13 protein-coding genes are annotated in these 12,834 nt (G+C 60.6%); 6 read left to right on the top strand and 7 right to left on the bottom strand.

The window, feature by feature from the left end:
• Positions 1–59: 59 nt before the first annotated feature.
• The gene (locus tag GF108_RS01055) at positions 60–785 is read left to right on the top strand and encodes a pyrimidine 5'-nucleotidase (protein ID WP_027230506.1); all 726 of its coding nucleotides are present in this window, start codon (positions 60–62) and stop codon (positions 783–785) included.
• Between the two features lie 4 nt (positions 786–789).
• Here GF108_RS01055 and GF108_RS01050 read toward each other — a convergent pair whose 3' ends face one another.
• On the bottom strand, positions 790–1,632 hold the full coding sequence (locus GF108_RS01050) for an LOG family protein (RefSeq protein WP_153666526.1): 843 nt from the start codon (positions 1,630–1,632) through the stop codon (positions 790–792).
• Between the two features lie 128 nt (positions 1,633–1,760).
• Here GF108_RS01050 and dapD point away from each other — a divergent pair, with 128 nt between their 5' ends.
• Positions 1,761–2,615 carry a 2,3,4,5-tetrahydropyridine-2,6-dicarboxylate N-succinyltransferase gene (gene dapD, locus GF108_RS01045; RefSeq protein ID WP_153666525.1) on the top strand — a complete coding sequence of 285 codons (855 nt, stop codon included), beginning with the start codon at positions 1,761–1,763 and terminating at the stop codon, positions 2,613–2,615.
• Between the two features lie 5 nt (positions 2,616–2,620).
• Here dapD and GF108_RS01040 read toward each other — a convergent pair whose 3' ends face one another.
• Positions 2,621–3,646, bottom strand: a complete 1,026-nt coding sequence (locus GF108_RS01040) for a 2-dehydropantoate 2-reductase (RefSeq protein ID WP_153666524.1) — start codon at positions 3,644–3,646, stop codon at positions 2,621–2,623.
• A 143-nt stretch (positions 3,647–3,789) separates the two neighbouring features.
• Here GF108_RS01040 and dapE point away from each other — a divergent pair, with 143 nt between their 5' ends.
• Together dapE and GF108_RS01030 are read left to right on the top strand one after the other, a co-directional pair.
• Complete coding sequence (gene dapE / locus GF108_RS01035) at positions 3,790–4,977, top strand: succinyl-diaminopimelate desuccinylase (protein ID WP_153666523.1); 1,188 nt, start codon at positions 3,790–3,792, stop codon at positions 4,975–4,977.
• Between the two features lie 13 nt (positions 4,978–4,990).
• Complete coding sequence (locus GF108_RS01030; protein WP_153666522.1) at positions 4,991–5,602, top strand: hypothetical protein; 612 nt, start codon at positions 4,991–4,993, stop codon at positions 5,600–5,602.
• Here GF108_RS01030 and truA read toward each other — a convergent pair.
• The 4 genes from truA to def are packed head-to-tail and all read right to left on the bottom strand — an operon-like array spanning position 5,554 to position 8,296.
• On the bottom strand, positions 5,554–6,339 hold the full coding sequence (truA, locus tag GF108_RS01025; RefSeq protein ID WP_153666521.1) for a tRNA pseudouridine(38-40) synthase TruA: 786 nt from the start codon (positions 6,337–6,339) through the stop codon (positions 5,554–5,556). The genes GF108_RS01030 and truA overlap by 49 nt on opposite strands.
• On the bottom strand, positions 6,339–6,830 hold the full coding sequence (locus tag GF108_RS01020) for a GNAT family N-acetyltransferase (protein ID WP_153666520.1): 492 nt from the start codon (positions 6,828–6,830) through the stop codon (positions 6,339–6,341). Before GF108_RS01020 ends, truA begins: the two co-directional genes overlap by 1 nt.
• A complete protein-coding gene (gene fmt / locus GF108_RS01015; RefSeq protein WP_153667281.1) occupies positions 6,827–7,756 on the bottom strand; it encodes a methionyl-tRNA formyltransferase in 930 nt (309 codons plus the stop codon). Before fmt ends, GF108_RS01020 begins: the two co-directional genes overlap by 4 nt.
• A gap of 9 nt (positions 7,757–7,765) precedes the next feature.
• On the bottom strand, positions 7,766–8,296 hold the full coding sequence (gene def / locus GF108_RS01010; protein ID WP_027230497.1) for a peptide deformylase: 531 nt from the start codon (positions 8,294–8,296) through the stop codon (positions 7,766–7,768).
• A gap of 114 nt (positions 8,297–8,410) precedes the next feature.
• On the opposite strand from def, the gene GF108_RS01005 reads away from it, so the two are divergent.
• Positions 8,411–9,637, top strand: a complete 1,227-nt coding sequence (locus GF108_RS01005; protein ID WP_153666519.1) for a DNA recombination protein RmuC — start codon at positions 8,411–8,413, stop codon at positions 9,635–9,637.
• Positions 9,638–9,657: 20 nt separating this feature from the next.
• Here GF108_RS01005 and GF108_RS01000 read toward each other — a convergent pair whose 3' ends face one another.
• A complete protein-coding gene (locus GF108_RS01000) occupies positions 9,658–10,617 on the bottom strand; it encodes a cation diffusion facilitator family transporter (RefSeq protein WP_027230495.1) in 960 nt (319 codons plus the stop codon).
• 152 nt (positions 10,618–10,769) lie between these two features.
• Here GF108_RS01000 and GF108_RS00995 point away from each other — a divergent pair, with 152 nt between their 5' ends.
• Positions 10,770–12,782 (top strand): hydantoinase/oxoprolinase N-terminal domain-containing protein, encoded by a 2,013-nt coding sequence (locus tag GF108_RS00995; RefSeq protein WP_153666518.1) that lies wholly within the window; start codon positions 10,770–10,772, stop codon positions 12,780–12,782.
• Positions 12,783–12,834: the final 52 nt, after the last annotated feature.

Below are 12,834 nucleotides of genomic sequence, written 5' to 3'. Positions count from 1 at the left end.
AGACGCACTAATAAAATCGATGCATGAACAGAGCAGATAAATAGCGGAAACCGTACCGGATGACAAACCAGCCTGATCCATTAAACTTTGCGCATATAACGGACTGGGTCTTCGATCTGGACAATACGCTATACCCGCATCATTCCAATCTCTTTTCGCAAATCGATGTCAAGATGACAGGCTATGTCGCTGATCTGCTGAAGCTTTCGCATACGGATGCACGCGATCTTCAGAAGCGATTCTACAAGGAATATGGAACGACGCTCAAAGGCTTGATGGACCGCTACGATATCGATCCCGATGATTTTCTGCAAAAGGTCCACGACATCGATTATTCGTGGCTCGTGCCGGATCCCTCGCTCTCCACGGCGATCAAGCAGTTACCGGGACGGAAATTCATCTTCACCAATGGCGACCGGGGCCACGCTGAACGCGCAGCGCGCCAGCTCGGTGTGCTCGAGCAGTTCGATGATATTTTCGACATCAGGGCAGCGGAGCTGACACCCAAACCGGCGCGCGAGACCTATGATCGGTTCCTGGCGATGCACAAGATCGACGCCGCCAGCTGCGTCATGTTCGAGGATCTGGCGCGCAACCTCGTCGTGCCGAAGGCGCTCGGCATGACCACGGTCCTCATCGTTCCGCATAATTTCGAACCGACCTATTCCGAGATATGGGAGCGCGATCCCGGCAACACCGACCACGTCGATTACGTGACCGATGAACTTGCCGCATTCCTCGACGCGATCCTGCCAAGGCAGGTCAAGAGGAGCGAGCCGGTCTGAGGCGTCAATCCAGCTTGTAGAAGGCCTGGATCACATCCCAGGCTTCCTCGGCGGTATCGACGAAGGTGATGAGTTCGCGATCCGATGGCGAGATCACGCCTTGCTCGGCGAGGAAGTCGAAATTGATCGCCTTCTCCCAGAAAGACTTGCCGAAGAGCAGAAGCGGGATGCGTTCCATGCGTCCGGTCTGAATGAGCGTGAGGGTTTCAAAGGTTTCATCCATGGTTCCGAAACCGCCGGGAAATATCGCCATGGCCTTCGCCCGCATCAAAAAGTGCATCTTGCGAATGGCGAAGTAATGGAAATTGAAGCACAGATCCGGCGATACATAGGGGTTCGGCGTCTGCTCGTGCGGCAGGACGATATTGAGTCCGATCGTCGGCGCGCCGACATCCGATGCACCGCGGTTGCCCGCTTCCATCACGCCGGGACCGCCACCGGTGACGACGACGAACTCGCGATAATAGGTCGTTGACGAATAGGTAGAGCAGAGTTCGGCGAACTTGCGCGCCTCGGCGTAATAGCGTGAATTGGCCTCGAGGTTCTTTTTCTGGGTCGCGTTCTTCGCTGCCCAGGCGGCGCCGCCGGGTTCGGGGATGCGCGCTCCGCCGAACAGGACCACGGTCGAGCGGATGCCGCGCTCGGCGAGCGCCATTTCCGGCTTCAACAGTTCGAGCTGCAGGCGCACGGCACGCAACTCGCGCCGCGTCATGAATTCCGGATCGGCGAAGGCCAGCTTATATGTGCTGGACAGGGTCTGCGGCGTTTCCGGCGCAGTCTCGACACGGCGTACCGCTTCGGAAGAATGAGAGAACGGTGTCCAGCTGTCTTTTTCATCGGTGTTCAATTCGGCTTCTCCTCGTGCGGACACTTATGACGTTCTGAGACATTCTTTCGCGGTCCAGCATGGTAATGGTGAGATTGACCCTCTCACAGACTTAAATTAAACCGCCCGTGTAATGGAGTGACCTGCAAATGTCCAAGCCTGACCTCACCAGCCTCGAAATGACCATCGAGAAGGCCTTCGATGAACGCGATGCCATCAATACCGATACGCGTGGCGAAGTTCGCGACGCTGTCGAGGCAGCGCTTCTCCTGCTCGACGGCGGCGAGGCTCGGGTCGCTGAGAAACAGGCTGACGGAAACTGGAAAGTCAATCAGTGGCTGAAAAAGGCAGTCCTTCTGTCGTTTCGTCTCAATCCAATGGGGATCATCGAAGGAGCCCCGGGCGGTGCTGTCTGGTGGGACAAGGTGCCGTCGAAGTTTGACGGCTGGGGTGCGACGGAGTTCGCCAAGGCGGGCATCAGGACGGTGCCCAACGCCATCGTCCGCCGCTCGGCCTATATCGCGCCGGGCGCGATCCTGATGCCATCCTTCGTCAACCTCGGCGCCTATGTCGGCGAGGGAACAATGGTTGACACCTGGGCCGGCGTCGGTTCGTGCGCGCAGATCGGCAAGCACGTGCATCTATCGGGTGGCGTCGGCATTGGCGGCGTGCTCGAGCCCATGCAGGCCGGTCCGACCATCATCGAGGATAATTGCTTCATCGGCGCCCGCTCCGAAGTGGTCGAGGGCTGCATCGTTCGCGAAGGCTCTGTCCTCGGCATGGGCGTTTTCATCGGGAAGTCGACGAAGATTATCGACCGTGCAACGGGCGAAATCTTCTACGGCGAAGTGCCGCCCTATTCGGTGGTCGTCGCCGGCTCGCTTCCCGGCAAGCCTTTCCCCAATGGCCAGCCTGGTCCGAGCCTCTACTGCGCCGTCATCGTCAAGCGGGTCGACGAACAGACCCGCTCGAAGACGTCGATCAACGAATTGTTGCGCGACTGATCCACTCACACAGGCGCGTTGCGGATTTCCTCGACCGTGTGAGAGCGGAGCGGCTTGCCCTCCGCCTCCCTGATACGGGCGATAATCCGGCGCGTCAGGGGGACGTCGATTTTCTTATCCTGCGCCAGTCGAAGAATCACGCCTTGCAGGTAGTCGATCTCGGTCGGGCGCCCGCGTGACAGGTCCTCCCACATGGAGGATCGCGCGTGTGGTCCCACGCTCAGCATTTTCCGTGCGAGAATCCCGAAGAGGAAGTCCGGCAGGCGCAATATCCACGGCAGGAGCGCCGGCGGGAGGCCCTGTATCTTTGCCGGCGCGATCCCATGGGCCTTGAGCACCTTGATGCCTTCGTTCATCTGGTCAGCCAGCAGCCGGCGCCAGTTTCGATCGGACAGCTCGGCCGCAAGCGGGAGGTTCGACAGGGCATTGGCTGCGTTGTTGAGGTTCATCAACAGCTTGCCCCAGAGAACGCCCTGCATGTCTTCGTCATTTGCGACCTTAAGACCGGGGACTGAGAGTTCATCGGCAAGGTCTCCGGGCTTGTCATCAATGAGAATCGTGCCTTCCGTGGTCCGCCGGACAGTGAGCGGCACCTCTCCTGGTTCCGATTGCACGACGTTGAAGGGAACCATGCCCGCAGCGACGGTGAAACCCTTGGGGAGGGTGCGTCGCAGCACCTTTGCGTTGTCGACGCCGTTCTGCAGGCTTACAACGACGGCGCTGGAAGGGGCGTGCGCGGCAATCAGCTTTGCCATCTCTTCAGTCGCGCCGCTCTTGACTGTGACGAGAATAATCTCGGCCGACGCAAAGGCCGCGGCAGGATCGACTGCAAGCTGAAGCTTCTCCGGGCTGACAAGGCGCTCGGTTCCGTCGAGATCGACGATGCGGAGGCCCCCTTGGCGAAGCGCTTCATCGACCCTTGGCCGTACAAGAAAAACCACGTTCTTGTCGGCAGCGGCGAGGCAACCACCGACATAGCACCCTATCGATCCGGCTCCAGCGATGACGATACGGCTTTCGTTTTCGGTCATGTTGCTGTTCCCGGTTCATCGGTCGCGGCATTTAAACAGATGCGGGTGCTTCAATCCAGCGCCCGATGCCGGGAACCGCAGTGCCCCGGCACGCGCCGCAGTAGTAGGTGACAGGCCTATCCTTTTCCATTATCGCTTCTTGCATGAAATCCGCGACAGATCCCGTACAAAACCTCGCCCAGCTCATCACTTGCCCGTCGGTAACGCCCGCCGAGGCCGGTGCGCTGACTGCTCTTGAATCCATGCTTGCGCCCCTCGGTTTTTCGGTCGAGAGACCGGTTTTCAGCGAGGAGGGCACGCCCGACGTCGAGAATCTTTATGCGAGACGTTCAGGCAATGGCCCCCATCTGATGTTCGCGGGACATACGGATGTGGTGCCTGTCGGCGACGAGGCGGCGTGGAAGTTCCCGCCCTTTTCCGCCGCCATTCACAATGGCCAGATGTATGGCCGCGGCGCTGTCGACATGAAGGGCGGGGTCGCCTGTTTCACCGCTGCCGTCGCGCGTCACATCACGAAGCACGGCAGCCTCAAGGGGTCGATTTCGTTTCTGATCACCGGCGACGAGGAGGGCCCGTCGATCAACGGGACCGGCAAGCTTCTCGAATGGGCAAAGGCCAAGGGCGAAAGCTGGGATGCCGCGATCGTCGGCGAGCCCACCAATCCCGACAAGCTCGGCGACATGATAAAGATCGGAAGACGCGGCTCGCTCTCCGGCACGATAACCGTAAACGGCGTTCAGGGTCACGCAGCCTATCCGCACCTCGCCGACAATCCGGTGCGGGGCCTCGTCACCTTGCTCGACAGCCTGCTTTATCCCGCGCTCGACAAGGGCACCAAGGATTTCCAGGCGACCAATCTGGAAGTCACGACGATGGATGTCGGTAATCCTGCGGTCAATGTCATACCGGCCAAAGCGACGGCAACGTTCAACATCCGCTACAACGATAGCTGGACCGACGAATCGCTGATGGCCGAGATCCACAACCGGCTCGACCGTGCCGCCGGACGGCGCAAGCTGCGCCCCGGGCGGAAAACGCCGGTGAACTACGAGTTGACCTGGCGCGACCGGCCGAGCCACGTGTTCCTGACCCACGACGACAAACTCGTCGGCACGCTGACGAAGTCTGTCGAAGCGGTCATCGGCCGGCGCCCGCAACTTTCAACGTCCGGCGGCACGTCCGACGCGCGTTTCATCAAGGACTATTGCCCTGTCGTCGAGTTTGGACTTGTCGGCAAAACCATGCACATGGTTGACGAAAGGGTAGACATTGCCGATCTTGAAACGCTCACCCAAATATATGAACGCTTCATCGAGGATTTTCTTGCGTAGAGCATGAGTGACAATGCCGGATTTCGATGAAACTCAGCAATATTTGTGGGGCGCATGGCGGATGATGAACGGTCATGCCGACGGCCTCGACATGCTCGATTTTTCCGAAGACGGCTTCTGGCAATCCTTTCACGCCATAACGATCTCGCTGCCCCCGCTCATCCTTGGCTGGATCATCTTCGCCAACGATATGATTGCGCTGCGGCCCGAAACCGGAAACCGCTTCTCGATCATGGGCCGCGTCGCCTTTGTCGATCTCGCCGCCTGGGTCGCGCCTCTTGTCGTTCTTGCTTTCAGTGCGCGCCGGCTCGGTCTCAGCAAGCGCTTCAGCCCCTATGTCGTCGCCAGCAACTGGGGAACGGCAATTGGCGCCTGGCTCATGGTACCAGCCACTTTGGTGCGGGTGATTGTGCCGGATTGGCCGGGCTTCACCACTGCGATCAGCCTTTTGCTCTATGCGGGCATCATGTTCCTGACCTACCGTCTCACGCACATCGCCCTGAAACGATCACACGCCTATACGGCGGCGTTTTTCGTGGTCCTGATGGTCGGTTCGCTTTTCGTGATGATCCTGCTTCAGGGTGCGCTTGGCATTTCCCTGCCGGACCCCGTTACGATCGGGTAGTCGACACCAATGAGATAGAGCCCGTAGGGCGGCGCAACCGGACCGCAGGCCCTGCGGTCGCGGGCTTCGAGCGCCGCGCTCACATCGTCCGCGTCCCAGCGCCCGCATCCCACTTCGTTGAGCGTTCCCGCGAAAGAACGGATCTGGTTGTGCAGGAACGAGCGCGCCGACGCCCTGATCTCGATGATCTCCCCATTGCGCGTTACGTCGAGGCGGTCCAGCGTTTTTACCGGGCTTTTCGACTGGCACTGCGTCGCGCGAAACGTGGTGAAGTCATGCGTGCCGATCAGGCGCAGCGCCGCGTCGTGCATGGCCTCGACATCGAGCGGCTTTTTCACCCACCACGCGCGATGCGCCTCCAGCGGGGCAGGGGGGCGGCGGTTGATGATTCGATAAAGATAGTGGCGGCCCGTTGCCGAGAAGCGCGCATCGAAGCCATCGCCGACGAGTTCGACATTGAGAATGCTGACAGCCTCGCCGGCAATGACGAGATGGGCGTTAAGCGCCTCGCGGATTTTCGAACTACTCCAGTTCTTGGTAAGATCGGCATGCGCGACCTGAGCGCAGGCGTGCACGCCCGAGTCGGTGCGACCCGCCGCCCCCAGTGAAATCGTATCGCCGCAAAAATTGAAGATTGCCTGTTCGATAGCCGCCTGCACCGTATGGCCGTTTTCCTGCCGCTGCCAGCCCGCATAGGGCGTCCCGTCATATTCGACCAGAAGCTTGTAGCGGGGCATCAGAGCGCTCCGAACGCGGGCGCGTAGGTCAGAGCGCCCGATATCGGCGCCTCACGAAACGCCAGCGCCTGCAAATGCTCGCCCTGATAGGTGCTGTCGTAGCCGGCGGCACGTGCATGCGTGTAGCCGAAACGTCCGTAATAGGCAGTATCGCCAAGGACGATGGAAAGGCTTTCGCCGCTGGCCTGGAGTTGATCATGGGCCGCCCTTACCAGCGCTGTACCTACACCATGGCGCTGATTTGCGGGGAGGACCGCGAGTGGTGCGAGTGCGACAGCATCGAAATCATCGCCCACGGTGAGGCGGGAAAACAGGATTTGACCGACAATCGCGTCACCCGCTAAGGCCACCAGTTCGAGGACCACGTCGCCGGCGCCGCGAAGGTTGTCCACGAGTTCGGCTTCCTCCGCACCGCCAAAGGCGGCGTTCAGCAGCGTGGAGATAGCCGGATGGTCTTCAGGCCGTGCAGGTCGCACCGCGACGCCGCTCATGGCAGCCGTGTGCGCTGGGCGATCTTGGCGCCCCGCTGGAATTCGATACTGTCCATGACCTTGCCGCCGGCCCGCTGCAGCGAACGCAGCCGCACCGCGCCTTCGCCGCAGGCGATGCGCAGGCTATCGTCGAGCACCGTGCCCGCATCGCCGACGCCGGTCGCAAGTACCGAGCGGAGCAGCTTGATGCGCTCCAGCGAGCCGCCGATCTCCATCTCGCACCAGGTGCCGGGAAAGGGCGCAAGCCCGCGAATACGGTTGTGAACGTCGATCGCCGGTTCGCTCCAGTCGATGCGTGTTTCGGCTTTGGTGATCTTGGACGCATAGGTGACGCCGTCTTCCGCTTGCGGCGTAAGCGTGAGGCTGTCCCGTTCAAGCGCGGCCATGGCGCGCACCATCAAATCCGCCCCTGCCGCGCTCAACTGGTCGTGCAATTCGCCCGCCGTCATATCGGCGGTGATCTTGACTTTCTCGACCATGGCGACAGGTCCGGTATCGAGACCCTCGTCCATCTTCATGATCATGATCCCGGTTTCGAGATCTCCGGCCATGATTGCCCGCTGAATCGGCGCGGCGCCGCGCCAGCGGGGCAAGAGCGAGGCGTGACCGTTGTAGCAGCCAAGCCGCGTGCCATCGAGGATTGCGCGCGGCAGGATCAGCCCATAGGCGACGACGATCGCAACATCGGCGTTGAGGTCGCGAAAGGCTTGCTGCTCTTCTTCGCTTTTGAGGCTTGTGGGCGTCCGCACCTCGATGCCGAACTGTTCGGCGTTGCGCTGGACCGGCGAGGGCGTGAGTTCCAGACCCCTGCGCCCCGCGGGGCGCGGCGGCTGGCTGTAGACTGCAACAATCTCGTGACCCTGGCCGATCAAGGCGGTGAGAATGGGGACGGCGAAGTCCGGCGTTCCCATGAAAACGATGCGCAAACTCATCGCCTACACCGCCAGCCGGCTCGGCGGACGATCCTTGGCGAGCTTCTTGAATTTCTTGACGACCATCTCGCGCTTCAGGCGGGAAATATGGTCGATGAACAGGATGCCGTTGAGATGGTCGATCTCATGCTGCAGGCAGGTGGCAAGAAGCCCGTCTGCGGCTACTTCCTGCGCCTTGCCGTCGAGATCGAAATAGGCAATGCGTACCTCCGCCGGCCGCTCTACCTCGGCATAATAGTCCGGGATCGAGAGGCAGCCTTCTTCGTAGACATTGCGCTGTTCGCTCGATGAGAGAATCTGCGGATTGATGAACGTCTGCGGCGCTTTGGGCTCGTCTTCCTTGGCAAGGTCGATAACGAGCATGCGGAGGGGCTCGCCGATCTGGATCGCTGCAAGGCCGATACCCGGTGCGTCATACATGGTGTCGAGCATATCGGTGGCGAACTTGCGCAAATCCGCATCGAAGCGTTCGACTGGTTTTGAAACCTGACGCAGCAGCGGATCAGGAAGAATGACAAGTGGTTTGATAGACATGCAACATCACCTAATAGTTCATCCATAAACCGTCAATCCGACGCAAAATCCATTTGCAAAAATGTTCTCGTTTTGATCTCACATTTGTCGCCCGAATCGGCTAGTCTGGTTCGTATGGAAACATCAATTTCATTCGATCAAACACTTATCCATCTCGGTGCGAGCTCAATTTCGCTGGGTTCGGCGCTCATTGCCGGGGCTGTGGTTGCGGGCGGCGCCGTGTTGCTCGCGCTTATCGTCCTGTGGCGTTCGTCGAAGATACGGCTGACTGCCGAACTCCAGGCCGAGGACCGCGCCCGCGACGCCGAGTTCCGCATGGGCGAGATTCTCAAGAGCCAGGCGGAAATGCAGGGCCGTATGCAGACGATGGCTGAACTCTTCGGCTCGCGGCAGGCCGAACTCAACCAGTCGATCCGCGAACGCCTTGACGGTATGACCAGCCGCATCGGGCAGACGATGACCGAGCAGACCCGTTCCACCCACGAGAATCTTGCGAAACTGCAGGAGCGGCTCGCGGTCATCGATACGGCGCAGAACAATATCCAGGCGCTGGCCGGCCAGGTCGTACAGTTGCAGGCCATTCTCGCCAACAAGCAGACCCGCGGCGCTTTCGGGCAGGCGCGCATGGAGGCGATCATCGCCGACGGCCTTCCGCAGGGCGCCTATGAGTTCCAGGCGACGCTTTCCAATGGCAGCCGGCCCGACTGCGTGGTCCACATGCCCAATGGAGCGCCGAACCTCGTGATCGATGCCAAGTTTCCGCTGGAAGCCTGGAACGCCATTCGCCAGGCCGACAACCCGGAAGCCAAGAAGGTTGCTCTTGCGCAGTTCCGCCGTGACGTTGAGATTCACATTCGCGACGTTGGGGAGAAATATCTGATCAACGGCGAAACCCAGGATACGGCGTTTCTCTTCGTGCCGTCGGAATCGATTTTCGCCGAGATTCACGAGAACTTCGAAGGTGTGGTGCAGAAGGCCCATCGCTCGCGCATCGTCATCGTTTCGCCTTCGCTGCTGATGCTTTCGATCCAGGTCATCCAGGCCGTCCTCAAGGATGTGCGCATGCGCGAACAGGCGCATCTCATCCAGGGCGAGGTGATCCGGCTGATGGAAGATGTCGGCCGCCTCGACGACCGCGTGCGCCGCCTGCAGACGCATTTCGGCCAGGCGAACAAGGATATCGATGACATTCTTGTCTCTTCGAGCAAGGTCACGAGGCGCGGCCAGAAGATCGAGGCGCTCGAATTTGCGGAGGCGCCCACGAAGGAGACCGAGCCCAGCCGTGCCGCCGCTTCGTCAACCGGGCAATTGCGCCTGCGCGTCGTCGACGGCGAGGAATAGAAGAAAGGCGGGGTGACGGCTTAAGCCGCCTCGATCTTCTTGCGCCGAACTTCCCATGTTCTTGCCGTTTGCGGCTTGACGAACAATGTGACGATATCGGGATTGGCGGTTTTCAATGCCGCCTCGAGCCGTTCGACGCAGGCTTCGATCTGCGGAGCCTGGATATGGTCCTCGAACTCGACGCTCAGTCCGGCGACGATCTGCTTCGGACCCATATGGACCGTCAATACGCCGTTTGCCTTCTGGATGTCCGGATCCTTGTTGGCAAGATCGAGAATCTGCTGTTCCACCTCGGGAAGCGCTGCCTCGCCCATGAGCAGGCCCTTGCTTTCGCGGGCGAGAAATATCGCCGTCGCTGCGAGAATGATGGAGATGCCGATGGAGCCCACGCCATCGAGTGCCGGCATGTCGAATATCTGCGCCGCCGAAATCGCAACAAGTGCGATGATCAGTCCTAGCAGCGCGGCCGTATCCTCGAACAGCACCGTGAAGACGCTCGGATCCTTGCTTTCCTGCACAGCCTCGACATAGCCGAGTTTGCCCTTCATCGTCCGGAATTCCTTGAGTGCCACGAACCACGACGCGCCTTCAAAGATCATCGCAAGGCCGATGACGACGTAGTTCACGATTGGATTGGCGACCGGTTCCGGCCGCATGATATGGATGACGCCTTCGTAGAAGGAAACGCCGGCGCCGACGGCGAAAACCAGGAGCGCCACAATAAAGCTCCAGAAATAGAGCTCACGCCCATGCCCGAAAGGATGCGACTTGTCCGCAGGTCGCGCTGCGCGGCGCAAGCCATAGAGTAGCAAGGCACCATTGCCCGTATCGACAAGGGAGTGAACGCCCTCCGACAGCATGGCGGAACTTCCGGTGAAGAAGGCGGCGATGAACTTTGTTGCTGCGATCAGGAGATTGCCAAGGATGGCGGCATAGATCACTTTTTTCGAACCGGCATGTGTTCCCGATTGTGATGCCATCGACTATCCCCTTGTGCCCGACGAAACGTCTTTTGATTGAACAGGTTCCGCGTAAAAGGTTCAACCGCGCCGATGCGTCAGCATCTGGTCGGAATGACGCTAGCTCTTGCCGACATCATGCGCTAACCCTGCCTCGAACAAGGCAGGATATCATGGCAGACACCACTGAAACGGCAATCTTTCTCGGCATCGACACGGGCGGCACCTATACGGATGCGGTGCTGTGGTCGGAAAGGGATGGCGTTATCGCGAAAGCCAAGGCGCTGACGACGCGGCATGATCTCAGCGTCGGCATTGCCGGCGCCGTCGAGCGTATCGTTGATGAAACCGCGATCCGCCCAGCGGATATTCGCCTCGTCTCCATGTCGACGACGCTCGCAACCAATGCGCTCGTCGAAGGGCAAGGGGGGCGCATCGCCCTTGTCATGATCGGGTTCTCGCAAGCGGATCTCGAAAAGGCGGACCTCAAGACCGCGCTCGGTTCCGACCCGGTCGTCTTCGTCCCCGGCGGTCACGATGTCTATGGCAGGCCGCAACTGCTCGATACGGCTGCTCTTTCCGAGGCACTGCCGAACCTCGCCCGTGAAGTGACGGGATTCGCCATCTGCGCCTATTTTGCGGTTCGCAATCCCGAGCATGAGATTGCCGTGCGCGATCTTATCCGCAACGTGACCGGACTCCCCGTCACCTGCAGCCATGAACTCTCCGCCAAGCTGAATGGACCGCGCCGTGCGCTCACGACGGTCCTCAACGCACGCCTGATCGCCATGATCGACCGGCTCGTGGCAGCGACGGAAGGGTTTCTCGACCGCAGCGGCATCCACGCCCCCTTGATGGTGGTCCGTGGTGACGGCGCACTCGTCACTGCGGCCTTTGCGCGCCACCGTCCGATCGAGACTATCCTCTCCGGCCCCGCTGCCAGCCTGGTCGGGGCGCGTCATATGACCGGTCTCGACAACGCCATCGTTTCGGACATTGGCGGCACGACAACGGACGTCGCCGTGCTTGACAAGGGCCGTCCACGGCTCGATCCGAATGGCGCTACGGTCGGCGGCTTTCGCACGATGGTGGAAGCCGTGGCGATGCGCACCTTCGGCCTCGGCGGCGATTCCGAAGTGTCGCTCGACGATAATGCCATGGCACCGAGCATCAAGCTTGGACCGCGCAGGCTGGTGCCGCTGTCGCTGCTTGCAGCCAACCACGGTGAGAGCGTGCTTGCCCACCTTGAGCGGCAGGTCAAGGCGGCCAATGTCGGGCGGCTCGATGGCCGTTTCGCCCTGCGCACCGGCGTGCCCGCCCAACTCGCTTCCGGCCTGAGCAAGAGCGAAGCTGAACTTTACGAGCGCATAACCAGCGAGCCGCGGCCGCTCGACCGGCTTCTCGCTTCGATATCACAGGCCGCGACCGTCAATCGCCTTGTGGCCCGCGGTCTGGTTCATGTGGCCGGCTTTACGCCTTCGGATGCCTGCCACGTGCTCGGCCTGCAGGACAATTGGAACGCGGATGCCGCGCGCTACGGTGCGATCCTTTATGCCCGGCGCAAGGATGGCGCCGGACGCCCCCTCTGCGATACGCCCGAGGAAGTGGCGCATCGCACCTATGACGCCCTGATACGGCGCTCGTCCGAGGTCGTCCTGGAAACGGCCTTTGCCGAAGACGAGCTTGACGGGCCCGAGACGGCTGCGAGCCCCCTTGTCCAGCGGGCGCTGTCGGGCGACGGGCGCATCGCCGGTGTCAAACTAGCCATCGACCGGCCGATTATTGGTCTCGGCGCGTCTGCGCCAGTCTATTACCCCGCCGTCGGCGCCATGCTTGGAGCAGAGTGCGTTGTCCCGACCGATACGGATGTTGCCAATGCGCTCGGCGCCGTCGTCGGTCAGGTGCGGGTTTCGGTGGAGGCTCATGTCAGCCAGCCGGCCGAGGGCGTATTCCGGGTGATGGCCGGCGAAGTGTTGAAGGATCTGCCCTTCGAGGAGGATGCTATCGCCTTCGCAGAAACCGTCTTGCGCCAACAAGCTTCCGACCTTGCCCTGCAAGCAGGTACGGATGAAGGCCAGATCGTTGTTTCACGGGACATCAGCGCCGCGACAGTCGAAGATCAGCGCAAATTCATCGAGGCGGTGCTTATCGCGACAGCTTCCGGCAGGCCCCGAATCGCGCATTAAGTTTGATTTTATCCGCTACGGCACAAATCCTGTGCACTATTGATGAATTGAC

The organism is Phyllobacterium sp. SYP-B3895 (assembly GCF_009647635.1).
Classification (GTDB): Bacteria; Pseudomonadota; Alphaproteobacteria; order Rhizobiales; family Rhizobiaceae; genus Phyllobacterium; species Phyllobacterium pellucidum.
Note: the sequence above shows the minus strand (reverse complement) of the source record. Positions and strands in the feature narration are given on the sequence as shown.